Here is a 22,673-nt window from a genome sequence, read left to right as displayed (position 1 = left end):
GAGGGTGAATCAGCCAGTGGCGTGGGGGAGGGGATTGTAGTCCTCTGTAGGACTTGCTCCTAGGGGGGATGTCGGTGATAGCTCGATAGAGGGCATAGCCTGGGGGATGGATGGCTTGTCAGAAAGCTATCGCAGGCAAGCCAGCTCCCACCTAGCGAGCCCGGGCTTGCCTGCGATGCGCTGCTTAACCTTCAACCGGCGGAATATGCCCGAACATCTCCTGCACGAACTTCACCCGTTCTTCTGGGGTTTCTGTCACCCCGGCCGCCTTGAGTTCTTCCAGCCGCGCCTCCACCGCATGGGTGCGCAAGGTCAAGCCGCAGTCGTTGGCAATCTGGATGTTCAGCCCTGGCCGTGCGTTCAGCTCAAGGATCAGCGGGCCTTTTTCCTGGTCCAGCACCATGTCCACGCCGATATAACCCAGCCCGCACAGCTCATAGCAGCCGGCTGCGAGTTTCATGAAACCGTCCCAGTTGGGCAGTTGCACGCCATCCACCGCGTTGGTGGTGTCGGGGTGCTTGGTGATGATGTTGTTCAGCCAGGTGCCGCGCAGGGTCAGGCCGGTGGCCAGGTCTACACCCACGCCGATCGCGCCCTGGTGCAGGTTGGCCTTGCCGCCGGACTGGCGGGTGGGCAAGCGCAGCATCGCCATCACCGGGTAACCCATCAGCACGATGATGCGGATGTCCGGCACGCCTTCATAGCTGATGCTCTTGAAGATCTGGTCGGGCACCACGCGGTACTCGATCAACGCGCGGTCGCGGTGGCCGCCGAGGGAGTACAGGCCGGTGAGGATGCTGGAAATCTGGTGCTCGATCTCTTCATGGCTGATGATCTTGCCGGACACCGTGCGATAGCGCCCTTCAAAACGGTCTGCAACCACCAGGATGCCGTCGCCACCGGCGCCCTGGGCGGGCTTGATCACGAAGTCGCTGCGCCCGCCGATGATCTCGTCGAGCTTGTCGATTTCCTTTTCGGTGGAGATCACCCCGTACATTTCCGGTACATGGATACCGGCGGCCAGCGCCCGTTCCTTGGTAATGATCTTGTCATCCACTATCGGGTACAGGCTGCGCTTGTTGTACTTGAGCACGTAGTCGGCATTACGCCGGTTAATACCCATGATCCCCCGCGCTTCCAGGGCCTTCCAGGTCTTCCAGAAGCCGAACATCAAGAGTCAGCCTTCAGGAACGCCTTGAAACGCACCAGCTCGGTGAGGCGATAGCCGCGGTAGCGACCCATGGCCAGCATGAAGCCCACCAGGATCAACAGGATCGCCGGGAAGGTGAACACGAAGTAGACCAACTCCGGCACGCTCATGATCAGGTGCGCCAGGGACGCAGCGAACAGGGTGCCAATCGCCACTTTCAGCGCATGGTTGGCGCCACGCTCCTCCCAGGTAATCGAGAGGCGTTCGATGGTCATGGTCAGGATCACCATCGGGAACAGCGCCACCGACAAGCCGCGTTCCAGCCCCAGCTTGTGGCTGAACAGGCTGATGGCGGCAATCAGCACCACCACAAAGGTCAGCACCACCGACAGCCTCGGCAACATCTGCAGTTTCAAGTGTTCCAGGTAGGACCTGAGTGATAACCCCAGTGCTGTGATAATTGTGAACAGCACAATCCCGAAGCCCAGTTGCGTCTCGCGGAACGCCAGGGCGATCAGCACCGGTGTGAAGGTACCCAGGGTTTGCAGGCCGATCAGGTTGCGCAGGATCAGAATCACCAGCACGCCTATCGGGATCATCACCATGATCATGAAGGTCTGCTGGGTTTGCAGCGGCAGGCCGTACAGCGAGTATTCGAGGAAGTTGGCGTCGGTGTTTTCGTCCGTCAGCTTGGCCAGGCGGATGGCATTCATCTCGCTGTTGTTCAGGCTGAAGGTCACCATGGCTTTCTTGCCGCCATCGACGGTGATCAGGTTTTCATCGCCGGTCCACCATAGCAGGCGGTCGGCGGGCAGGCCCTGTTCGCCAGTTTCCGGGTTGAAGTACAGCCAGTCGTTGCCGTTGAAACTGCGCAGCCACAGTTCCGGGGTTTGCGGCTGGTCGGCCACCAGGCGGATGGTGTGGACTTTCTCTACCGGCACGTGGGCGATGGACAGCAGCAGTTCGACGATCTTGGCTTTGTGCGGCGTCGAGGGGTCGCCGGCCAGCAGCAACTTCACATTGTCGTCGTTGAGGTTGTTGGTGCGCTTGATGGCTTCACTGATAAAGGTTTCGACGTCGGCCGAGTGCTGGCGGATCGGGGCCAGCAAGGCTTCGGCGGCGATCTTTTCCGGGCCTTCCACGGCGATGCTGTCGCGGAAGGTCGGGCCTTTGATCTTGATCTTTTCGCCGCTGTAGCGCTTGGTCAGCACCAGGCGGTAATAGAGGGTCTGGTTGCCCTTGGCCCGGCGCGCCGACCAGGTGACCTTGCGGTTGCCGTCGATGCGGTTGACGCTCACCCCGTAGTTGTTCGAGATAAAGCTCTCATTGAGGCTGACGAAGTCGCGGCTCAAGGGCGGCACGAACATCTGGATCTTGACCGGGTCTTTCGGGTTGGCGACGAACTCGACCTTGGCGTCGATGTTCCACAAGTCGTCGGTGGCATCTTCGGTGACGGGAATTCCCAGCACGAAGATCTGATAGGCGGTGACCGAAATGCCCAGCACCACCAGCAAGGTGATCAGGATTTTCAGGTGCAGGGTCAGAGAGCGCATTCGGTTTACTCGGCGGTATTAAGCGTCGGCGGCGCAGGCGGGTTTGCCTGCTGCATATTTAAGACTGGGGTCGACCAGCGCATCAAAGCGTTTCAAGGCTTCGGAGCCAATCAGCAGCGGGTATTGGAATGCGCTGCGGTCAGTCAAGTTCACTTCGATGCTGCGTAAAGCACTGCCCATGCAGATATCCAGCGCAATCACTGGGCGGGCGGTGTAGTTCTTGTCCTCATCGGGGTCGTAGTCGCCGGCGCGGCGCTTGATCTTGCTGACACGCGCCAGGGGCAGTTCGATGGGGTGGGAATGGGCGGTGTCGATGGCCAGGTAGAAGCGTACCCAGGATTCGCCATTGCGCTTGAAGCGCTTGATATCGCGGGCACTCAACGAGGCGGTCTTGGCGCCGGTGTCGAGTTTGGCCGCCACTTCCAGGTCGATACCCGCAAGCTTGGCGTATTCATTCAGGCCGTACACGGTCTTCTCGGCGCCAGCGCCAAGGCTCGGTATGCACAGCAGGCACATCACTAGTAGGTAAGGCTTGAGTCTCATAAATCCTGAGGCAGGGCAGTGCACTGTTCATTTCATGGGGACTGGCATTGCTGCGCAATCTCGGGTGCGCCCTTTCATCATCTGATGTCAGGCAAAAGCGGCGGGCATTCTAACATGATGCTTTTTTGGCGCCAGCGCTGGCAGGCGGCCATGCCTGGGCGGGCGATTGATGGGGTTATTAGACGATTGTCGACAATGTGTATTTATTCTTTGACTATGAGAGGCTTATTGGCTAGTTTTTGCGGCATTGATTTTAAAGGTGTCGACAATGCTGGAGCAACTGGAAAAACCATCGGTGGCACCAGACGATTCCCAGACCATGTCAGAGAACGTCTTCCGGCGTATCCAGGCCGCCATCGTCAAAGGCGAAATCGCCCCCGGTAGCAAGATTTCCGAGCCGGAGCTGGCGCGCACCTACGGCATCAGTCGCGGCCCGCTGCGCGAAGCGATCCATCGCCTGGAAGGCCAGCGCCTGCTGGTGCGGGTGCCTCATGTCGGCGCACGCGTGGTGTCTTTGAGTCACGCCGAGCTGGTCGAACTGTATGAGATTCGCGAGTCCTTAGAGGGCATGGCCTGTCGCCTGGCCGCCGAGCGTATGACTGACGCAGAGATCGAGGAGCTGCGCCAGGTGTTGCACACCCACGAACGGGATGCGGCGTTCCAGGCCGGTGTCGGCTATTACCAGCAGGAAGGCGACTTCGATTTTCACTACCGCATCATTCAAGGTGCCGGTAACCGCACCCTCACCCAAATGCTCTGCGGCGAGCTGTATCAACTGGTGCGCATGTACCGCATCCAGTTCTCCGCCACCCCCAATCGTCCACGTCAGGCCTTTGCCGAGCATCACCGCATTCTGGACGCGATTGCCGATCGCGACGGTGAACTGGCCGAACTGTTGATGCGCCGGCATATCGGCGCCTCCAAACGCAACATTGCCCGTCACTTCCCGGACGGTGCGCCTTCATCACGAGGTGAGTCATGAGTTCCAACAACAACAGCACTCCCGGCCAGCGTTTCCGTGACGCCGTCGCCAGCGAACAGCCCTTGCAAGTGGTGGGCGCCATCAATGCCAACCATGCGCTCTTGGCCAAGCGCGCCGGCTTCAAGGCGATTTACCTGTCAGGTGGCGGTGTAGCCGCCGGCTCCCTGGGCGTGCCGGACTTGGGCATCACCGGCCTGGATGACGTGCTCACCGACGTGCGCCGCATTACCGACGTGTGCGACCTGCCGCTGCTGGTGGACGTGGACACCGGTTTCGGCTCCTCGGCGTTCAACGTGGCACGTACCGTCAAGTCGATGATCAAGTTCGGCACCGCCGCCATCCATATCGAAGACCAGGTGGGCGCCAAGCGCTGCGGTCATCGCCCCAACAAAGAAATCGTGTCCCAGCAAGAAATGGTCGACCGCATCAAGGCCGCCGTGGATGCGCGCACCGATGACAGCTTCGTGATCATGGCGCGCACCGACGCCCTGGCGGTCGAGGGCCTGGAGTCCGCGCTGGAGCGTGCCGCCGCGTGCATCGAGGCCGGTGCCGACATGGTGTTCCCGGAAGCCATCACTGAACTGGAGATGTACAAGCTGTTCGCCTCCCGCGTGAAGGCGCCGATCCTGGCGAACATCACCGAGTTCGGCGCCACACCGCTGTACACCACCGAACAGTTGAAATCTGCGGATGTTTCCATTGTGCTGTACCCGCTCTCGGCTTTCCGTGCCATGAACAAGGCGGCCGAGAATGTCTACACCGCGATTCGTCGCGACGGTACCCAGCAGAATGTGATCGACACCATGCAAACGCGCATGGAGCTTTACGATCGCATCGACTACCACACCTTCGAGCAGAAGCTCGACGCGCTGTTCGCCGCGAAAAAATAAACCCTGTGGTTCCCTGAACAACTACAAAATTGGAGAACGAACATGGCTGAAGCAAAAGTATTGAGTGGTGCTGGCCTGCGTGGCCAGGTCGCCGGGCAGACTGCACTGTCCACCGTGGGCCAGGCCGGCGCCGGCCTGACCTACCGTGGCTACGACGTACGCGAACTGGCCGCCGACGCCCAGTTTGAAGAAGTCGCCTACCTGCTGCTGTACGGTGAACTGCCAACCCAGGCCGAACTGGCCGCTTACAGCAACAAGCTGAGCAAACTGCGTGACCTGCCCCAGGCCCTGAAAGAAGTGCTCGAACGCATCCCCGCCGACGCCCATCCGATGGACGTGATGCGCACCGGGTGCTCGTTCCTGGGCAATATCGAGCCGGAGAAAGATTTCAGCGTGCAGCGCGATGTCACCGACCGCCTGCTCGCCGCGTTCCCGGCGATCATGTGCTACTGGTATCGCTTCAGCCACGACGGCCAGCGCATCGACTGCGTGACCGACGAGCCGAGCATCGGTGGCCACTTCCTGCACCTGCTGCATGGCAAGAAACCGAGCGAGCTGCACGTCAAAGTGATGAACGTGTCGCTGATCCTCTACGCTGAACACGAATTCAACGCTTCGACCTTCACCGCACGGGTGTGTGCATCGACATTGTCCGACCTGTATTCCTGCGTCACCGCTGCCATCGGCTCCCTGCGCGGCCCGCTGCACGGCGGTGCCAACGAAGCGGCGATGGAAATGATCGAACGTTTCTCCTCGGCCCAGGAAGCGGTTGAAGGCACCCTTGGCATGTTGGCGCGCAAAGACAAGATCATGGGCTTTGGCCACGCGATCTATAAAGACAGCGATCCGCGCAATGAAGTGATCAAGGGCTGGTCGAAAAAGCTCGCTGACGAAGTGGGCGACACCGTGTTGTTCCCGGTCTCCGAAGCCATCGACAAGACCATGTGGGAACAGAAGAAGCTGTTTCCTAACGCCGATTTCTACCATGCCTCGGCGTACCACTTCATGGGCATCCCGACCAAGCTGTTCACGCCGATTTTCGTATGCTCGCGCCTGACTGGCTGGGCTGCGCATGTGTTCGAGCAGCGCGCCAACAACCGCATCATCCGTCCAAGCGCCGAGTACACCGGCGTTGAGCAGCGCAAGTTCGTGCCAATCGAACGTCGCTGAATGGGATGGGCTGTGCCCGCTGGCTCATGTGCTTGTGTGTGGGAGCTGGCTTGCCTGCGATGGCATCACCTCGGTGTACCTGTCACACCACAGTGATGCCATCGCAGGCAAGCCAGCTCCCACAGGAAACAAAGCCAGTGTCGACAGTTCACCTTTCGAACTTACCGTGACCGAGTCCTGACGATGAACACTGAATTTCGCAAACCGCTCCCCGGCAGCCGCCTGGATTTCTTCGACGCCCGTGCGGCTGTCGAGGCAATCACCCCCGGCGCCTACGCCACGCTGCCCTACACTTCGCGCGTGCTCGCCGAGAACCTGGTGCGCCGTTGCGACCCGGCCACCCTCGACGCGTCCCTGAGCCAACTGATCGAGCGCAAGCGCGACCTCGACTTCCCGTGGTTCCCCGCCCGCGTGGTGTGCCATGACATCCTCGGCCAGACCGCTCTGGTCGACCTCGCCGGCCTGCGCGATGCCATCGCCCAGCAAGGCGGCGACCCGGCGCAGGTCAACCCGGTGGTGCCCACCCAACTGATCGTCGACCATTCACTGGCCGTCGAGGCCGGTGGCTTTGACCCGCAAGCCTTCGAAAAAAACCGCGCCATTGAAGACCGTCGCAACGAAGACCGCTTCCACTTTATCGAGTGGACCAAAAAGGCCTTCAAGAACGTTGATGTGATCCCGCCGGGCAACGGCATCATGCACCAGATCAATCTGGAGAAAATGTCCCCGGTGATTCAAGTGCGTGACGGCGTGGCCTTCCCGGATACCTGTGTCGGCACCGACAGCCATACGCCTCACGTAGACGCCCTGGGGGTGATCGCCATCGGCGTCGGTGGCCTGGAAGCCGAGAGCGTGATGCTCGGCCGCGCGTCGTGGATGCGCCTGCCGGAAAGCGTGGGCGTGGAATTGACCGGCAAGCTGCAACCGGGCATCACCGCCACCGATATGGTGCTGGCGCTCACCGAATTCCTGCGCCAGCAGAAGGTGGTCGGCGCCTGGCTGGAGTTCTTCGGCGAAGGGGCGTCGGCACTCACTTTGGGTGACCGTGCCACCATCTCCAACATGGCCCCGGAGTACGGCGCCACCGCCGCGATGTTCTACATCGACGCGCAAACCATCGCTTACCTCAAACTCACCGGCCGCGAAGACGAACAAGTCGCCCTGGTCGAGCAATATGCACGCCACACTGGCCTGTGGGCGGACGACCTGAAAGGCGCGCAGTACGAGCGCAGCCTGAGCTTCGACCTCTCCAGCGTCGTGCGCAACATGGCCGGCCCGAGCAACCCCCATGCCCGCCTGGCCACCCGCGACCTTGCGTCGAAAGGCATTGCCGGCCAATGGGATGACGTGCCGGGGCAAATGCCCGACGGCGCAGTGATCATCGCCGCCATCACCAGTTGCACCAACACCAGCAACCCGCGCAACGTGATTGCCGCCGGCCTGTTGGCACGCAACGCCAACAAGCTGGGGCTGACCCGCAAGCCGTGGGTCAAGTCGTCTTTGGCGCCGGGCTCGAAAACCGTGGCCATGTACCTGGACGAAGCCGGCCTGGGCCATGAGCTGGAAAAACTCGGTTTTGGCGTGGTGGCCTTTGCCTGCACCACCTGCAACGGCATGTCCGGCGCACTCGACCCGGTGATCCAGCAAGAGATCATCGACCGCGACCTGTACGCCACCGCGGTGTTGTCGGGTAACCGCAACTTTGACGGGCGCATTCACCCTTACGCCAAGCAAGCCTTCCTGGCGTCGCCGCCGCTGGTGGTGGCCTATGCGATTGCCGGTACCATCCGTTTCGACATCGAGAAGGACGTGCTCGGCCTGGATGCCGACGGCAACGAAATCCGCCTGCAAGACATCTGGCCGAGCGATGAAGAGATCGACGCGGTGGTCAAGGCTTCGGTAAAACCCGAGCAATTCCGTGCGGTGTATATCCCGATGTTCGCCATTCACGAAGACACCGGGCCCAAGGTCACGCCGCTGTACGACTGGCGCCCACAAAGCACCTATATCCGCCGCCCGCCGTACTGGGAAGGCGCGCTGGCCGGTGCACGACCGCTCAAAGGTATGCGCCCGCTGGCGGTGCTGCCGGACAACATCACCACCGACCACTTGTCGCCGTCCAACGCAATCATGCTGGACAGCGCCGCCGGTGAATACCTGGCGAAAATGGGCTTGCCCGAGGTCGACTTCAACTCCTACGCCACCCACAGGGGCGACCATTTGACGGCGCAGCGCGCCACCTTCGCCAACCCGAAACTGTTCAACGAAATGGTGCAAGAAAACGGCAAGGTCAAGCAGGGCTCTCTTGCGCGTATCGAGCCGGAAGGCAAGGTCACGCGGATGTGGGAAGCCATCGAGACTTACATGGAGCGCAAGCAACCGCTGATCATCATCGCCGGCGCCGACTATGGCCAGGGCTCGTCCCGCGACTGGGCGGCCAAGGGCGTACGCCTGGCCGGTGTGGAAGCGATTGCCGCCGAAGGCTTCGAGCGTATCCACCGCACCAACCTGGTGGGCATGGGCGTGTTGCCCCTGGAGTTCCTGCCAGGCACCGACCGCCACACCCTGCAAATCGACGGCAGTGAAACCTATGACGTGGTCGGCGAGCGCACCCCGCGTGCGCAACTGACCCTGGTGATCAACCGCAAGAATGGCGAACGTGTCGAGGTGCCAGTGACCTGCCGCCTGGACACCGCCGAAGAAGTGTCGATCTACGAAGCCGGTGGCGTGTTGCAACGTTTCGCCCAGGACTTCCTGGAATCAAAGGCGACCGCCTGAAGAGGATAACCATGGCACACGTAGCGCAAATCAAAATCCCCGCCACCTACATGCGTGGCGGCACCAGCAAGGGCGTGTTCTTCAGCCTCCAGGACCTGCCCGCCGCGGCGCAGGTGCCGGGCCCTGCACGCGACGCCTTGTTGCTGCGGGTGATTGGCAGCCCCGACCCCTATGACAAGCAGATCGACGGCATGGGTGGGGCCACCTCGAGCACCAGCAAGACTGTGATCCTGGCCAAAAGCAGCCGCGCCGATCACGACGTGGATTACCTGTTCGGCCAGGTCTCCATCGACAAGCCATTTGTCGATTGGAGCGGCAACTGCGGCAACCTGTCGGCGGCGGTGGGTTCGTTCGCCATCAGTGCCGGCCTGGTCGATGCGGCCCGCGTACCCCATAACGGCGTGGCCGTGGTGCGGGTGTGGCAGGCCAATATCGGCAAGACCATCATCGCCCACGTGCCAATCACTGACGGCGCGGTGCAGGAAACCGGCGACTTTGAACTGGACGGCGTGACCTTCCCGGCTGCCGAAGTGCAGTTGGAATTCATGGACCCGGCGGCGGAAGAAGAGGGCGGTGGTGGCTCGATGTTCCCCACTGGCAACCTCGTCGACGACCTGGAGGTACCCGGCGTCGGTACCTTCAAGGCCACGTTGATCAACGCCGGTATCCCGACGATTTTCATCAACGCCCAAGACCTCGGCTACACCGGTACCGAGCTGCAAGGCGCGATCAACAGCGACCCCAAGGCCCTGGCGATGTTCGAGACCGTGCGGGCGTATGGCGCGTTGCGCATGGGCCTGATCAAACACCTGGACGAAGCCGCCCAGCGCCAGCACACGCCCAAGGTGGCATTCGTGGCCAAACCTGCCGATTACGTGGCCTCCAGCGGCAAGGCGATCAAGGCCGGCGATGTGGACCTGCTGGTGCGCGCCTTGTCGATGGGCAAACTTCACCACGCGATGATGGGCACCGCGGCGGTAGCGATTGGCACCGCCGCGGCGATTTCCGGCACCTTGGTCAACCTGGCGGCGGGCGGCGTAGAGCGCAATGCCGTGCGCTTCGGGCATCCGTCCGGCACCTTGCGCGTGGGGGCTGAGGCCAGCCAGGTGGACGGTGAATGGGTGGTGAAGAAAGCCATCATGAGCCGCAGCGCACGGGTGTTAATGGAAGGCTATGTGCGCATCCCCGGCGACGCTTTCTAGCTTGATCGTTCCCACGCTCCGCGTGGGAACGCCGCCTGGGACGCTCTGCGTCCTGCTGTGACGCAGAGCGTCACGGGATGCATTCCCACGCGGAGCGTGGGAACGATCAAACCCTGACCCTGAGGATGGAACAACCAACTTTTAGGAGAACCGCCATGAGCGCCAACGTCGACCAGAACAACCGTCCCGACTACGACCCGGTGTTGCAGGACATCGCCGACTACGTCCTCAACTACCGCATCGACTCCCAGGACGCCCTGGATACCGCCCGCAACTGCCTGATGGACACCCTCGGCTGTGGCCTGCTGGCCCTGCGCTTCCCCGAGTGCACCAAGCACCTGGGGCCGATGGTAGAGGGTACCGTGGTGCCGTTTGGCGCACGGGTGCCGGGCACTTCGTTCCGCCTGGACCCGGTCAAGGCCGCCTGGGATATCGGTTGCATCGTGCGCTGGCTCGACTACAACGACACCTGGCTCGCTGCTGAATGGGGCCACCCTTCGGACAACCTGGGCGGCATCCTCGCCGTGGCCGATCACCTGTCGCAAAAGCGCCTGGCCAATGGCGACGCGCCGTTGACCGTGCGTGCAGTGCTGGAAGCGATGATCATGGCCCACGAAATCCAAGGTGTGATTGCCTTGGAAAACTCCTTCAACCGGGTAGGCCTCGACCATGTGTTGCTGGTGAAAGTCGCTACCACGGCGGTCACCGCCAAGCTGATGGGCGCCAACCGCGAGCAACTGCTATCGGCGTTGTCACACGCTTTTGTCGATGGCCAGGCGCTGCGCACCTATCGCCATGCACCGAATGCCGGCTCGCGCAAATCCTGGGCCGCAGGCGATGCATCGAGCCGCGGCGTACGCCTGGCAGACATCGCCTTGCGTGGCGAAATGGGCATCCCCGGTGTATTGAGTGCGCCGCAGTGGGGCTTCTACGACGTGCTGTTCAGCCACACCAACAAGGACTTGGCGCTCAAGCCCGAGGATAAGCGCGCGTTCAGCCTGCCCCAACCCTACGGCACCTACGTGATGGAGAACGTGCTGTTCAAGATCAGCTTCCCGGCCGAGTTTCACGCGCAAACGGCCTGTGAAGCGGCAGTCGCCCTGCACCCGCAGCTCAAGCATCGCCTGCATGAAATCGAGCGCATCGTGATCACTACCCACGAGTCGGCGATTCGCATTATTTCCAAGGTCGGCCCGTTGGCCAACGCCGCTGATCGCGACCACTGCCTGCAATACATGACCGCCGTGCCGTTGGCGTTCGGCAACCTGGTGGCCGAGCAGTATGAAGATGATTTCCACGCGGCCCACCCGATCATTGATCAGCTGCGCGACAAGATGGTCATCGTCGAAGACCCGCGCTACAGCCGCGAATACCTGGAGGCCGACAAGCGCTCCATTGCCAATGCGGTGCAGGTGTTTTTCACGGATGGCACCTGCACCGAGCAGGTGGCGGTGGAGTATCCGATTGGCCATCGTCGCCGTCGGGTGGACGGCATTCCACTGCTGGAAGACAAGTTCAAGGCCAACCTAGCCACGCGGTTCACTGCGCAACGCAGCGCCGAAATCTTTGCGTTGTGCAAGGATCAGGCACGGCTTGAGGCGACGCCAGTCAACCGTTTCATGGACCTGCTCACGATCTGAAAAACAACGCGGTTAATGTGGGAGCTGGCTTGCCTGCGATAGCGGTGTGTCAGCCCCACATGAATTGACTGGATGTCAGCTATCGCAGGCAAGCCAGCTCCCACAGTTGATTGAAGTTCTGCTTCAGAATCTATTCAAACCGCAGTATCACCCGGCGGTTGTGCTTGCTCTTCTTCTCGATCTTTTCGCAGAACACCCGGCCGATTTCCTCGGTATTGAGCACATGGGTACCGCCGCAGGGCTGGATATCGATGCCGGGGATTTCAATCACCCGGACCGAACCGGAGACCACCGGCGGCGCAACCGCCTGGGTGCGGGTGATCTGCAGCAGGGTCGCGTACTCGGTGGCGGGCATCGACAGAGTTTTGACCGCGTGGGCTTGTTCGATAAGGGCGTTGAGGTCTTGGGTGAGGCGGTCTTTGTCCAAGGTCATTTCTGGCAGGTCGAAATCCAGGCGGCCTTTATCTGCGCTGATGCTGCAACCGGTCACGGGCGCGTCGATGAGCGAACACAGCAAGTGCAGGCAAGTGTGCATCTTCATGTGCTGGTAGCGCCGCTCCCAATCCAGCCCAGCGTCGACCTGGACGCCAGCGGCCAACTGTTCGGGGTAGTGGTCCACCTGGTGCCAGATGATCGAGCGCAACACCGGATCGCGCACGGTGCCGGTCACTTGCACCCGTGTGCCATCGGCCAGAGTGAGGTGACCGGTATCGCCTGGTTGCCCGCCGCCGGTGGGGTAGAACAGGGTGTGCTCCAGGGCGATACCCTGTTCGCTGATGGCAATCACCCGGGCGCTGAAGGCGTTCTGGTAGGGCGCGCTGTCAAACAGCGCCAGGGTTTCCATGGTATGCACAGACATGTTCAACCTCCGACGATCAATGGGGTGGCTTGCAAGAGGTGGCGCACCAGTGCGCTCAAGCCAGGGGGAGAGAGCAGGGTGATTTCAAATTCCGGCCCGCATACCTTCAGGTTCAGCGGCAGGCGTGGCAGTTGTTCGCCGGTGTCGAGGCGACGCAGACGAAACTGCAGGTGATGCCGCTCTTTCACCGTGGGTTCAAGCATCAGCCCTTGCAGGGGATGAAAGTCGGCGTCCAGCACGGTGACCTTGTGGCCGGCACTCACTTCGCCCACCACGTGCAAGCGCTCATCCAGGGCAAAGGCGCCGAGGTAGTTGCTGTGGTCCGATTCATCGTTTTTTTGCAGTTGGATCTGGTTGACCACCTTGACCTTGGTGCCTGCCGGCACGTCTTGGGTAATCACGCAGGAGGGGCTGATAAACACGTTATCGCCGATCGAAACATAGCCCAGCACCCGGGCGCCGGCGCCGACTTCGACGTTGTTGCCCAGGCGCGGGTGGCGTTTGCCGTCCGGGTTGTTGGCAATACCGCGCGCACCCAGGGTCACGCCGCAGAGGATGTAGCAGTCGTTGCCGATCACGCAGGTTTCGCCGATGACGGTGCCGTAGCCATGGTCCAGCACAAAGCGGCGGCCGATGCGCGCTGCCGGGTGAATCTCGGCACCGGAGAGGATCTTGCCCTGGTTACTCAGCTTGAGGGCCATGCGCGAAAAATCGCCGTGGTCTGCGCCCTGGAAATGCCAGACCAGGTGCGCAAGGCGGTAGAACAGCACGGCCTTGAACGAGGCGTAGGATTCCAGGATCAACTCACCGCGCCCACGGGACGCGGGGTCGCGATAGGCATAGGCAATCAGGTCCTCGGCCACCGCCTGGGCGGCGTTCTGAATCAACGGCGCCAGGTGCGGCTCCAGCTGCTTCATCTGTCTGGGCGTGAGGGTGGTGATGAGGTGGGTGAGCAACTCATCGTGCAGCTGTTGCATGTCGATAAAGCCCCCCATGGAGACACCCCCGTATGTTGGATGGTTAAAAACCCGGTTACTCGAAACTGGGCAGGTAGCTGTCGGCATTGTCGTAGACCATGGTCAACACCACCGTTTCAGGCGGCAGTTCGGGGGCGAGTTGGGCGATGGCGACCATGTTGGCGGCCGAAGACAGCCCCAGGCTGATGGCATCGGTGCGCATGATGCGTTTGATCATGTCCAGGCAATCGGCGTGCGACACCTTGAGCATGCCGTCGATCACGTCCAGGTTGAGGATGCTGGGGATCAGGCCGATCGACAGGCCCTGGATCCCGTGCGCCGCGTGCCGGTCTTTGAGCAGGTCGCATTCTTCCGGTTCTACGCCCATCACTCGCAGCGCGGGCCAGGCGGCCTTGAGGGTTTCGCCGATACCGGTGATATGGCCCCCGGTGCCAATGCCGCTGACGAAGTAATCCACGCGCTGTTCACCGAAGGCGCGAAGGATTTCCGGGGCGGTGGTGTCACGGTGGGTTTGGGGGTTGGCGCCATTGCGTTGCTGGTTGAGCATCACATAGTTGGGGTTCTCCAACTGCAGCTCCATGCACTTTTCGCCGTGGGAGTTATTGCCCAGGCGACTGTCGGACAGCACTACCCTGGCGCCGTACAGACGCAGCAGCTTCTGTTTTTCCGGGCTGTAGTTGTCAGGGATCACCAGCACCACTTTGTAGCCCAGCACATTGCCGGCCATTACCAAGCCAATGCCGGTGTTGCCGCCACTGGGTTCGATGATGGTCTGCCCGGAATCACGGATCAGCACACCGCGGCGCTCGGCATCCAGAATCATGCCCAGGGCGATGCGCGCCTTGTGGCTGCCACCGGGGTTGAGCGACTCCAGCTTGGCGTAGACCTCGATGCCGAGGTCTTCGGAAAACTGGGCCAGACGCACGATCGGCGTCTGGCCGATCACGTCGAGAATGGAGTTATGCAGCATCAGCACGTCCCCACTCTCAGTACAGCGGCATGTCAGGTTCGACGTCGCGAACCCAATGTTTCATGCCACCCTGCAGGACTTTGGTGTTGGCAAAGCCAGCGGCCAACAGGGTGCTGGCGGCTTGCTCGGCGCGGGTGCCTGCGTAGCAGATCAGGTAGTGGGTGTTGTCGCGGCTCAGACTGGCGAGCTGCCCATCCAGTTCTGCCAGCGGGATATGCACCACGCCCGGTAATTTGCACACTTCCAGTTCGCTGGCGTCGCGCACGTCCAGCAATACATCGGCGCTGCTAGGGTGTTCGAGCACTTGCTTGAGCACCTGGGGCTTGATGTAGCGTTCCGCGGCCAGGGAGGGCTGGCTCGGTAAGGCATCGGCGCAGGTGGCCGGCGCGACGGTTTCGCTGTGGCGCAGGTCCGAGCAGCAGGGGCAGTCAGCGCGGCGCTTGAAGCGGATCTCGCTGAACTTCATCGCCAGCGCGTCGAAGCGCATCAAGCGGCCGGACAAGGGTTCGCCAATGCCGATCAGTAATTTGATCGCCTCGGTGGCCTGGATCATACCGACCACGCCCGGCAACACGCCGATCACACCGCCCGCGCTGCAATTGGGCGCCAGCTCTGCGGGTGGGGCCTTGGGGAACAGGCAGCGATAGCACGGCCCACCTTTATAGTTGAGCACGCTGATCTGCCCGTCGAAACGGTAGATGGCGCCGTACACCAAGGGTTTACCCAGCTGCACACAGGCGTCGTTGACCAGGTAGCGGGTGTCGAAATTGTCGGTGCCGTCGATCACCAGGTCATAGGCGCCCACCAGTGCCAGGGCGTTGTCGCTGTTGAGCGCGGTGTTGTACGCGTTGATCTGGATATGCGGATTGAGGTCCAGCAGGCGCTGCTTGGCGGACTCGACCTTGGGCATGCCCAGGGTGCTGTTGCCATGTACGATCTGGCGTTGCAGGTTGCTGCTTTCCACCACATCAAAGTCCACCAGCCCCAGGGTGCCGATGCCGGCCGCCGCCAGGTACAGGCTGATGGGCGAGCCCAGGCCGCCGGTACCGATGACCAGCACCTTGGCTTTCTTCAGGTTCAATTGGCCTTCGCGGCCGACGCCTGGCAGGGTGATGTGGCGCACATAGCGCTGCACTTCTTCGTTGCTCAGGGCATCGATGTCCATGCCACCTGAAGTGGCGAGCAACACTTCGATCCGGGCTTTTGCTGGCAGGGGTTCATCGGCGTCGATCAACGCCTCCTCGGCGGTAAACAGGAAGTGTTCCTTGAGCTGGTCGTTCTTTTCATGGAACAGGTGCTGACGCAATTGGGGGTGATGGGTGCAGAGATTTTCAATGACTTCGCGCAATGTCGATCCGGCGCCCTCAAGGGTCGATTCCGGCAGCTTGGCCACGCGAACCAGAATGTCGGGGAAAGAGACAGCGTTCATGGACAACTCCGTGTGCAGGTCGTTGAAAGGTTGAAGGGAGAAATGCTTGCCATCCCAGGCAAACAGCTTGGAGCCCAGGGCCTGGCCCTGGCGGACATCCACCACCAAGTAGCTGACGGGGAAGATCGGCTCGCCCAGGAACAGTGCCTTGTCCTGGTCTTCGTCACTGAAATAGGCGCCCACATCCGGGTGTGAGTGGTAAATCACTACCACCGGGTTGTCACTGCGAAACGCCTTGTTCATCAGCAGGGTGTCGGCCACCGAAAAGGTGTAGCCATTGGCCGCGCTGCGTGGGTACATCTCGGGGTTCTTGCGGTGCAGTTCATTCTGGATATTGCTGCCCAGGTACACGCTGCCGTCGGCGAAGACGAAACCACAGCACTCCTCGGGGTAGCTGCGGCTGGCGTGGGCGTAGATCTGTTCCAGGGCGATGGGGCGGAGGACGTCCATGTTTCTCTCGCGTTGGTTGAGGGTCACTTTTTCTTGGCCATGAGTTTTTCAATCGGCAACTTGGTGATCGCAAAGCCGGCCAGCAGGATCGCCGAGTACAGCATCAGGTCGCGGGAAATTTCCACGCCTTCGTACCAGGCACCGATGATGACCGCGAACACCGGGAAGATGATGAACACGAACGACAGGATGATCGGGCTCAGGCGCTTGAGCAGCATGAAATACACAATGAACCCGCCCACCGAGGCCACCAGCCCCAGGTAGAACAGCGCGCTCCAGGAGCGCAGGGTAATGGCGTCGAACGTCGGTGTTTCAAACCACAGGCCGGCCAGGAACAGCATCAGCCCGGCAATGCCGATGGGCAGGGTGTTGTAGGTGATGACGCTGATGGCGCTGCCTTTTTGCTTGGTAATGACATAGCACAAGGCGTGCATGATCGCGGCGCTCAGAATGGCCAGTACCCCGAAGAACTCGGCGTGGTCCAGGTGCAGGCCCTGGCTCTTGATGATCATGTAAAGGCTGCCGAAACCGATGCCTATGCCGACCACCTGGGAAAAATAGATGCGCTCGCGCAGGAACAGCGCCGAGAAGATCAGGATGAATACCGGCATGCAACTGAACAGCAGGGCGGTGAGGCCCGACGACACATGCATTTCGCCGTAGTTGAGCAAATAGTAGGGAACGCTGAAGTAAGACAGGGTCACAAACACGAAGAACCAGCGGCTTTCCCGGGGAAACAGGATCGGCTCACGGCGCACCATGGCAAAACACAGGAACAGCGGAAACGCGATGAGAAAGCGCAGGCCGGCGGATGTCAGCGGCGGCACGCTCTCGACGGCGATCTTGATGCCCAGCCACGTGGTGCCCCAACTCAGGCACACGATCAGGAACATCACGCTGGTCACCAGCCCGGCGAGCCACTGTTTTTGCGTTTTTGTTTTTGCAGTGTTTTCGAGAACGGCGGACATTGGCATCGTTTATTGCTTCCCTGAGCCGGAATTGAACTCTATATTGAACTTGTAATGAGTTATGTTTATCGGCGATTGAACCCGTAAAAGCACACTATTAGGGCGAAAGATGGCTGTCAAAACAAATATTGACATGGTGTCAATTATGCGTGAGGGCTTGTCCAACGGGCAGGGCGTGAAGTACAAGCGCCTGTCCGATGTGATGGAACGGGGCATCCTCGAAGGCTTGATTGAACCGGGACGAAAACTGCCGCCCCATCGGGTGCTTTCCGACAATTTAGGCGTGACCATCGGCACCATCAGCCGGGCTTACGGTGAATTGGAGCGCCTGGGCCTGGTGGTTGCACGGGTGGGTGACGGCACCTTCGTGCGCAAGCGTGGGATGGAGCGCCAGCGTGATGAGGGCTTTCGTAATTTCAGCGAGGAGCCGCGCCAGTACTTCGACATGAGCCGCAACATGCACATTCCCGGGCAAGAGACGGTGTTTCTCGCCCAGAGCTTTCAAACCCTGTCGAATAATGCCAAGTTCCTCCAGGACATCAGCGCCTACACCCCCGACGCCGGCCTGCCGCGTTACCGTGAAGCGGGCGCGCAATGGCTGGTGCAGCGCGAGTTTCATCCGATTCCCGAGCAGGTCATCTGCGTCAACGGCGGTCAGCATGGCTTGCTGTGCGCGATGATGGCGCTGCTGCGTGCTGGCGATACGGTGGTCACCGAGCAGTTGACTTATCCCGGGCTGATTACCGCTGCGCGTATGCTGGGGGTGCGGCTGATCGGCCTGGAGATGGACGAGGAAGGTGTGCTGCCCACGGCGCTGGATGAGGTCTGTCGCAATCACCGGATTTCGGCGTTGTATTGCACGCCGACTATCCAGAATCCGACCACCGCCGTGTTGTCGGTGGCGCGCCGCGAAGCCTTGGCCAGGGTGTGTCGCGAACATAACCTGCTGATTCTGGAGGACGAAGCCCACGGTGTGCTGGTGGAGGACCGTCCGCCGCCCCTCAGCTACTTCGCGCCTGAGCGTACGATCTTGATCAGCAGCCTGAGCAAGGCGGTGTCGGCTGGTTTGCGGGTGGGCTACGTGCATGCGCCGCCGGCGCTGGTCAGTCGCATCTCGGCGGCGCTACGTTCGACCTGCTGGATGGCCACACCTGTGACTCTGGAGTTGGCGACCCAGTGGATTGAAAACGGCACGGCGGAATATTTGTTGCGTCAGCAGATCAACGAGATCAGCCGCCGCAAGACGTTAGTCGAAGATTTATTGAACGGCTTGGCCTATCGCACCCACCTCAACAGCCCGCACTTCTGGATCGAAGTACCGGAGCCCTGGCGGGCCTCGGAAATCGAGGCGGAGCTCAAGCAGAACAATTACCTGATCGCCACCGCCGAGGCTTTTGCCGTGGGGCAGACGGCGGTGCCGCAGTTTATTCGGGCGAGTATCTGCAACACGTCGGGCGATGATCAGTTATTGCGCGAGGGGTTTGACGCGCTGGCGACGGCGCTGGGGCAGGGGGGCGGGCGGTTTCATCTGTAAATCCGCGTTACCGTTGCTCGTTCCCACGCTCTGCATGGGAATGCATCTTGCGACGCTCCGCGTCGCTATTGCGGGACGCGGAGCGTCCCAGGCGGCGTTCCCACGCAGAGCGTGGGAACGATCAGATCAGGCGACAGAGATCACTTGAAGCGCCGCTCCACACCCTTCTCCACCAGAATCTTCGCCGAAATCTCTTCCACCGAAAAATGCGTGGAATTGATGTGCGCAATATTTTCGCGACGGAACAGATTTTCTACTTCCCGCACTTCAAATTCGCACTGGGCATAGCTGGAGTAGCGGCTGTTGGGCTTGCGTTCGTTGCGGATGGCGGTCAGCCGGTCCGGGTCGATGGTCAGGCCGAACAGTTTGTGTGAGTGCGCGCGCAAGGCGGCGGGCAGGGTCAGGTGTTCCATGTCATCTTCGGTCAGCGGATAGTTGGCCGCACGAATACCGAATTGCATGGCCATGTACAGGCAGGTGGGGGTCTTGCCGCAACGCGACACGCCCACCAGGATCAGGTCGGCCTTGTCGTAGTAGTGGGTGCGGGCGCCGTCGTCGTTGTCGAGGGCGAAGTTCACCGCCTCGATGCGCTCCATATAGTTGGAGTTATGCCCGATGGAATGGGACTTTCCGACGGAATAGGAGGAGTGTTCACTCAGCTCCTGTTCCAACGGCGCCAGGAAGGTAGAGAAAATGTCGATCATGAAACCATTCGACGTTGCGAGAATCTCACGAATGTCTTGATTGACGATGGTGTCGAAAATGATCGGGCGAAAACCGTCTTTTTCAGCCGCCAGATTGATTTGTTGTACCATGGCCCGCGCTTTATCCACGCTGTCTATATAAGGCCGGGTGAATTTGGCGAAGGTAATGTTTTCGAACTGCGCGAGCAGGCTCTGGCCCAATGTTTCGGCTGTGATGCCGGTGCCGTCGGAAATAAAGAAAGCAGATCGTTTCATTTGAGCCCTGGGCCTTAAGCTGATGGCGAATCTTGGATATGATAGGCGCGATTTTGCCGTCCCGCAGTGGGCCGCATTCTCACTTATTTTCCAGGTCCAGGCCACAAGCGCTGGCGTTAGCTCCTACTGAGCAACCCGCGTCCTGAGCTTTTCCAACACAGAAAGTGGAGAGATCACCTTGGTAGAGTACGTAGTTTCCCTCGATAAGCTCGGCGTCCATGATGTAGAGCATGTGGGGGGCAAGAACGCATCCCTCGGCGAGATGATCAGTAATCTTGCAGGCGCTGGTGTCTCGGTGCCCGGTGGTTTCGCCACCACGGCCCAGGCTTACCGCGACTTCCTAGAGCTGAGCGGCCTCAACGCCCAGATCCACGCCGCGCTGGACGCCCTGGACGTCGATGACGTCAACGCCCTGGCCAAGACCGGCGCCCAGATCCGCCAGTGGATCATGGAAGCCGAGTTCCCCGAGAAGCTCAACGAAGAAATTCGCACCGCCTTCGCCACCCTGTCGGCCGGTAACCCGGACATGGCCGTCGCCGTGCGTTCCTCGGCCACCGCCGAAGACTTGCCGGACGCCTCCTTTGCCGGCCAGCAGGAAACCTTCCTCAACATTCGCGGCGTCGAAAACGTGATCCGCGCGGCCAAGGAAGTGTTTGCCTCCCTCTTTAACGACCGTGCGATCTCCTACCGCGTACACCAGGGTTTCGACCACAAGCTGGTGGCCCTGTCTGCCGGCGTGCAGCGCATGGTGCGTTCGGAAACCGGCACTGCCGGTGTGATGTTCACCCTGGATACCGAATCCGGTTTCCGTGACGTGGTGTTTATCACCGGCGCCTACGGCCTGGGCGAAACCGTCGTACAAGGCGCGGTCAACCCGGACGAATTCTACGTACACAAGGGCACCCTCGAAGCGGGCCGCCCGGCCATCCTGCGCCGTAACCTGGGCAGCAAGGCCATCAAGATGATCTACGGCGACGAGGCCAAGGCCGGTCGCTCGGTCAAAACCGTTGAAGTCGACAAGGCCGAGCGTGCGCGTTTCTGCCTGACCGACGCTGAAGTCAGCGAGTTGGCCAAACAAGCGATGATCATCGAAAAGCACTACAAGTGCCCGATGGACATCGAGTGGGCCAAGGACGGTGACGACGGCAAGCTGTACATCGTGCAGGCTCGCCCGGAAACCGTGAAGAGCCGCACTTCGGCCAACGTCATGGAGCGCTACCTGCTCAAGGAAACCGGCACCGTGCTGGTAGAAGGCCGTGCCATTGGCCAGCGCATTGGCGCAGGCAAGGTGCGGATCATCAAGGACGTGTCCGAGATGGACAAGGTCCAGCCGGGTGACGTACTGGTTTCCGACATGACCGACCCGGATTGGGAACCGGTGATGAAGCGCGCCAGTGCCATTGTCACCAACCGTGGCGGGCGTACCTGCCACGCGGCGATCATTGCCCGTGAGCTGGGGATTCCGGCAGTCGTGGGTTGCGGCAACGCCACCCAACTGCTCAAGGATGGCCAGGGTGTGACCGTGTCCTGCGCCGAAGGCGATACCGGCTTTATCTTCGAAGGTGAGCTGGGCTTCGATATCAAGCAAAACTCCATCGACGCCATGCCCGACCTGCCGTTCAAGATCATGATGAACGTCGGCAACCCGGACCGTGCCTTTGATTTCGCCCAGTTGCCGAACGCCGGCGTGGGCCTGGCCCGCCTGGAATTCATCATCAACCGCATGATCGGCGTGCACCCCAAGGCACTGCTGAACTATGACGGCCTGCCGCTGGACATCAAGGAAAGCGTCGACAAGCGCATCGCCGGCTACAACGACCCGGTAGGTTTCTACGTCGAGAAACTGGTCGAAGGCATCAGCACCCTGGCTGCGGCGTTCTACCCGAAAAAGGTGATCGTGCGCCTGTCGGACTTCAAGTCCAATGAATACGCGAACCTGATCGGCGGCAAGCTCTACGAGCCGGAAGAAGAAAACCCGATGCTGGGTTTCCGCGGCGCCTCGCGTTACATCAGCGAAGCCTTCCGTGACTGCTTCGAGCTTGAATGCCGTGCGCTCAAGCGCGTGCGCAACGAGATGGGCCTGACCAACGTCGAGATCATGGTGCCCTTCGTGCGCACCCTGGGCGAAGCGAGCCAGGTGGTGGACCTGCTGGCAGAAAACGGCCTGACCCGTGGCGAGAACGGCCTGCGCGTGATCATGATGTGCGAATTGCCGTCCAACGCCATCTTGGCTGAAGAGTTCCTGGAGTTCTTCGACGGTTTCTCCATCGGCTCCAACGACCTGACGCAGTTGACCCTGGGCCTGGACCGCGACTCGGGGATCATTGCCCACCTGTTCGACGAGCGTAACCCAGCGGTCAAGAAGCTGCTGGCCAACGCCATCCAGGCCTGTAACAAGGCTGGCAAGTACATCGGTATCTGCGGCCAAGGCCCTTCGGACCACCCGGACCTGGCCAAATGGCTGATGGAGCAGGGGATCGAGAGCGTCTCGCTGAACCCCGATTCCGTGCTGGAAACCTGGTTCTTCCTGGCTGAAGGCCAAGCGTCCGCCTAAGATCGCGTGGTCAAAAGTGCCGGTCACTCGTTGCGGGTGACCGGCATTCTTATCTGTACAGGGCG

Annotated in this window: 17 protein-coding genes; 8 read left to right on the top strand and 9 right to left on the bottom strand. The window is 60.9% G+C overall.

From position 1 onward, the window contains the following. Nucleotides 1-184: 184 nt before the first annotated feature. Genes JMV15_RS15725 through rloA form a run of 3 tightly spaced genes read right to left on the bottom strand, consistent with a single transcriptional unit; the run spans nucleotide 185 to nucleotide 3,246 of the window. Entirely contained in the window at nucleotides 185-1,171 is a 987-nt protein-coding gene (locus tag JMV15_RS15725) for an alpha-L-glutamate ligase-like protein (protein WP_003193326.1), read from the bottom strand. Next, nucleotides 1,171-2,703 (bottom strand): osmotic stress tolerance membrane protein RloB, encoded by a 1,533-nt coding sequence (rloB, locus tag JMV15_RS15720; RefSeq protein WP_014719502.1) that lies wholly within the window; start codon nucleotides 2,701-2,703, stop codon nucleotides 1,171-1,173. The genes JMV15_RS15725 and rloB overlap by 1 nt, the downstream gene beginning before the upstream one ends. 18 nt (nucleotides 2,704-2,721) lie before the next feature. Continuing rightward, nucleotides 2,722-3,246, bottom strand: coding sequence for a retropepsin-like aspartic peptidase RloA (gene rloA / locus JMV15_RS15715; RefSeq protein ID WP_014719501.1), 525 nt, complete (start codon nucleotides 3,244-3,246; stop codon nucleotides 2,722-2,724). A 268-nt stretch (nucleotides 3,247-3,514) separates the two neighbouring features. Between rloA and JMV15_RS15710 the strand changes: the two genes are divergently transcribed. The 6 genes from JMV15_RS15710 to prpD all read left to right on the top strand — a co-directional run bounded on the left by JMV15_RS15710 (nucleotide 3,515) and on the right by prpD (nucleotide 11,908). Next, a complete protein-coding gene (locus JMV15_RS15710) occupies nucleotides 3,515-4,228 on the top strand; it encodes a GntR family transcriptional regulator (RefSeq protein ID WP_014719500.1) in 714 nt (237 codons plus the stop codon). Next, nucleotides 4,225-5,118 carry a methylisocitrate lyase gene (gene prpB, locus JMV15_RS15705; protein ID WP_201491744.1) on the top strand — a complete coding sequence of 298 codons (894 nt, stop codon included), beginning with the start codon at nucleotides 4,225-4,227 and terminating at the stop codon, nucleotides 5,116-5,118. Before JMV15_RS15710 ends, prpB begins: the two co-directional genes overlap by 4 nt. Before the next feature lie 42 nt (nucleotides 5,119-5,160). Next, the gene (gene prpC / locus JMV15_RS15700; RefSeq protein WP_014719499.1) at nucleotides 5,161-6,288 is read left to right on the top strand and encodes a bifunctional 2-methylcitrate synthase/citrate synthase; all 1,128 of its coding nucleotides are present in this window, start codon (nucleotides 5,161-5,163) and stop codon (nucleotides 6,286-6,288) included. A 183-nt stretch (nucleotides 6,289-6,471) separates the two neighbouring features. Continuing rightward, entirely contained in the window at nucleotides 6,472-9,066 is a 2,595-nt protein-coding gene (gene acnD / locus JMV15_RS15695) for a Fe/S-dependent 2-methylisocitrate dehydratase AcnD (RefSeq protein WP_069868692.1), read from the top strand. An 11-nt stretch (nucleotides 9,067-9,077) separates the two neighbouring features. Beyond that, nucleotides 9,078-10,268, top strand: coding sequence for a 2-methylaconitate cis-trans isomerase PrpF (gene prpF, locus JMV15_RS15690; protein WP_020302624.1), 1,191 nt, complete (start codon nucleotides 9,078-9,080; stop codon nucleotides 10,266-10,268). 155 nt (nucleotides 10,269-10,423) lie between these two features. Next, nucleotides 10,424-11,908 (top strand): 2-methylcitrate dehydratase, encoded by a 1,485-nt coding sequence (gene prpD, locus JMV15_RS15685; RefSeq protein WP_069868690.1) that lies wholly within the window; start codon nucleotides 10,424-10,426, stop codon nucleotides 11,906-11,908. Between the two features lie 130 nt (nucleotides 11,909-12,038). Here the strand turns inward: prpD and JMV15_RS15680 are convergent, their stop codons facing one another. The 5 genes from JMV15_RS15680 to JMV15_RS15660 are packed head-to-tail and all read right to left on the bottom strand — an operon-like array spanning nucleotide 12,039 to nucleotide 17,561. Then, entirely contained in the window at nucleotides 12,039-12,767 is a 729-nt protein-coding gene (locus tag JMV15_RS15680; RefSeq protein ID WP_014719495.1) for an alanyl-tRNA editing protein, read from the bottom strand. 2 nt (nucleotides 12,768-12,769) lie between these two features. After that, nucleotides 12,770-13,762, bottom strand: coding sequence for a serine O-acetyltransferase (locus JMV15_RS15675; protein WP_069868688.1), 993 nt, complete (start codon nucleotides 13,760-13,762; stop codon nucleotides 12,770-12,772). Nucleotides 13,763-13,799: 37 nt separating this feature from the next. Further along, nucleotides 13,800-14,714 carry a PLP-dependent cysteine synthase family protein gene (locus JMV15_RS15670; RefSeq protein WP_003193306.1) on the bottom strand — a complete coding sequence of 305 codons (915 nt, stop codon included), beginning with the start codon at nucleotides 14,712-14,714 and terminating at the stop codon, nucleotides 13,800-13,802. Between the two features lie 16 nt (nucleotides 14,715-14,730). Next, nucleotides 14,731-16,593, bottom strand: coding sequence for a molybdopterin-synthase adenylyltransferase MoeB (gene moeB / locus JMV15_RS15665; RefSeq protein WP_019820550.1), 1,863 nt, complete (start codon nucleotides 16,591-16,593; stop codon nucleotides 14,731-14,733). 23 nt (nucleotides 16,594-16,616) lie between these two features. Continuing rightward, on the bottom strand, nucleotides 16,617-17,561 hold the full coding sequence (locus tag JMV15_RS15660) for a DMT family transporter (protein WP_019820549.1): 945 nt from the start codon (nucleotides 17,559-17,561) through the stop codon (nucleotides 16,617-16,619). A 109-nt stretch (nucleotides 17,562-17,670) separates the two neighbouring features. Here JMV15_RS15660 and JMV15_RS15655 point away from each other — a divergent pair, with 109 nt between their 5' ends. Further along, nucleotides 17,671-19,095 (top strand): aminotransferase-like domain-containing protein, encoded by a 1,425-nt coding sequence (locus tag JMV15_RS15655; RefSeq protein WP_014719490.1) that lies wholly within the window; start codon nucleotides 17,671-17,673, stop codon nucleotides 19,093-19,095. A 140-nt stretch (nucleotides 19,096-19,235) separates the two neighbouring features. On the opposite strand, the gene ppsR is transcribed toward JMV15_RS15655, so the two are convergent. Then, the gene (gene ppsR / locus JMV15_RS15650) at nucleotides 19,236-20,054 is read right to left on the bottom strand and encodes a posphoenolpyruvate synthetase regulatory kinase/phosphorylase PpsR (protein WP_003193298.1); all 819 of its coding nucleotides are present in this window, start codon (nucleotides 20,052-20,054) and stop codon (nucleotides 19,236-19,238) included. A gap of 178 nt (nucleotides 20,055-20,232) precedes the next feature. On the opposite strand from ppsR, the gene ppsA reads away from it, so the two are divergent. Further along, the gene (gene ppsA, locus JMV15_RS15645) at nucleotides 20,233-22,608 is read left to right on the top strand and encodes a phosphoenolpyruvate synthase (RefSeq protein WP_003193296.1); all 2,376 of its coding nucleotides are present in this window, start codon (nucleotides 20,233-20,235) and stop codon (nucleotides 22,606-22,608) included. The last annotated feature ends 65 nt before the right edge of the window (nucleotides 22,609-22,673 follow it).

Origin of the sequence: Pseudomonas paracarnis (assembly GCF_904063055.1) — a bacterium.
Classification (GTDB): Bacteria; Pseudomonadota; Gammaproteobacteria; order Pseudomonadales; family Pseudomonadaceae; genus Aquipseudomonas; species Aquipseudomonas paracarnis.
The sequence above is the reverse complement of the archived record's forward strand: the minus strand, read 5'-3'. Positions and strand labels throughout refer to the sequence as shown.

Bases quoted from the DNA above. Each gene is read 5' to 3' on its own strand.
- rloA (WP_014719501.1), bottom strand. From the start codon at position 3,246: ATGAGACTCAAGCCTTACCTACTAGTGATGTGCCTGCTGTGCATACCG.
- prpD (WP_069868690.1), top strand. From the start codon at position 10,424: ATGAGCGCCAACGTCGACCAGAACAACCGTCCCGACTACGACCCGGTG.
- prpB (WP_201491744.1), top strand. From the start codon at position 4,225: ATGAGTTCCAACAACAACAGCACTCCCGGCCAGCGTTTCCGTGACGCC.
- rloB (WP_014719502.1), bottom strand. From the start codon at position 2,703: ATGCGCTCTCTGACCCTGCACCTGAAAATCCTGATCACCTTGCTGGTG.
- JMV15_RS15655 (WP_014719490.1), top strand. From the start codon at position 17,671: ATGGCTGTCAAAACAAATATTGACATGGTGTCAATTATGCGTGAGGGC.
- moeB (WP_019820550.1), bottom strand. From the start codon at position 16,593: ATGGACGTCCTCCGCCCCATCGCCCTGGAACAGATCTACGCCCACGCC.
- JMV15_RS15660 (WP_019820549.1), bottom strand. From the start codon at position 17,561: ATGTCCGCCGTTCTCGAAAACACTGCAAAAACAAAAACGCAAAAACAG.
- prpC (WP_014719499.1), top strand. From the start codon at position 5,161: ATGGCTGAAGCAAAAGTATTGAGTGGTGCTGGCCTGCGTGGCCAGGTC.
- JMV15_RS15725 (WP_003193326.1), bottom strand. From the start codon at position 1,171: ATGTTCGGCTTCTGGAAGACCTGGAAGGCCCTGGAAGCGCGGGGGATC.
- JMV15_RS15675 (WP_069868688.1), bottom strand. From the start codon at position 13,762: ATGGGGGGCTTTATCGACATGCAACAGCTGCACGATGAGTTGCTCACC.
- JMV15_RS15710 (WP_014719500.1), top strand. From the start codon at position 3,515: ATGCTGGAGCAACTGGAAAAACCATCGGTGGCACCAGACGATTCCCAG.
- ppsR (WP_003193298.1), bottom strand. From the start codon at position 20,054: ATGAAACGATCTGCTTTCTTTATTTCCGACGGCACCGGCATCACAGCC.
- prpF (WP_020302624.1), top strand. From the start codon at position 9,078: ATGGCACACGTAGCGCAAATCAAAATCCCCGCCACCTACATGCGTGGC.
- JMV15_RS15670 (WP_003193306.1), bottom strand. From the start codon at position 14,714: ATGCTGCATAACTCCATTCTCGACGTGATCGGCCAGACGCCGATCGTG.
- JMV15_RS15680 (WP_014719495.1), bottom strand. From the start codon at position 12,767: ATGTCTGTGCATACCATGGAAACCCTGGCGCTGTTTGACAGCGCGCCC.
- acnD (WP_069868692.1), top strand. From the start codon at position 6,472: ATGAACACTGAATTTCGCAAACCGCTCCCCGGCAGCCGCCTGGATTTC.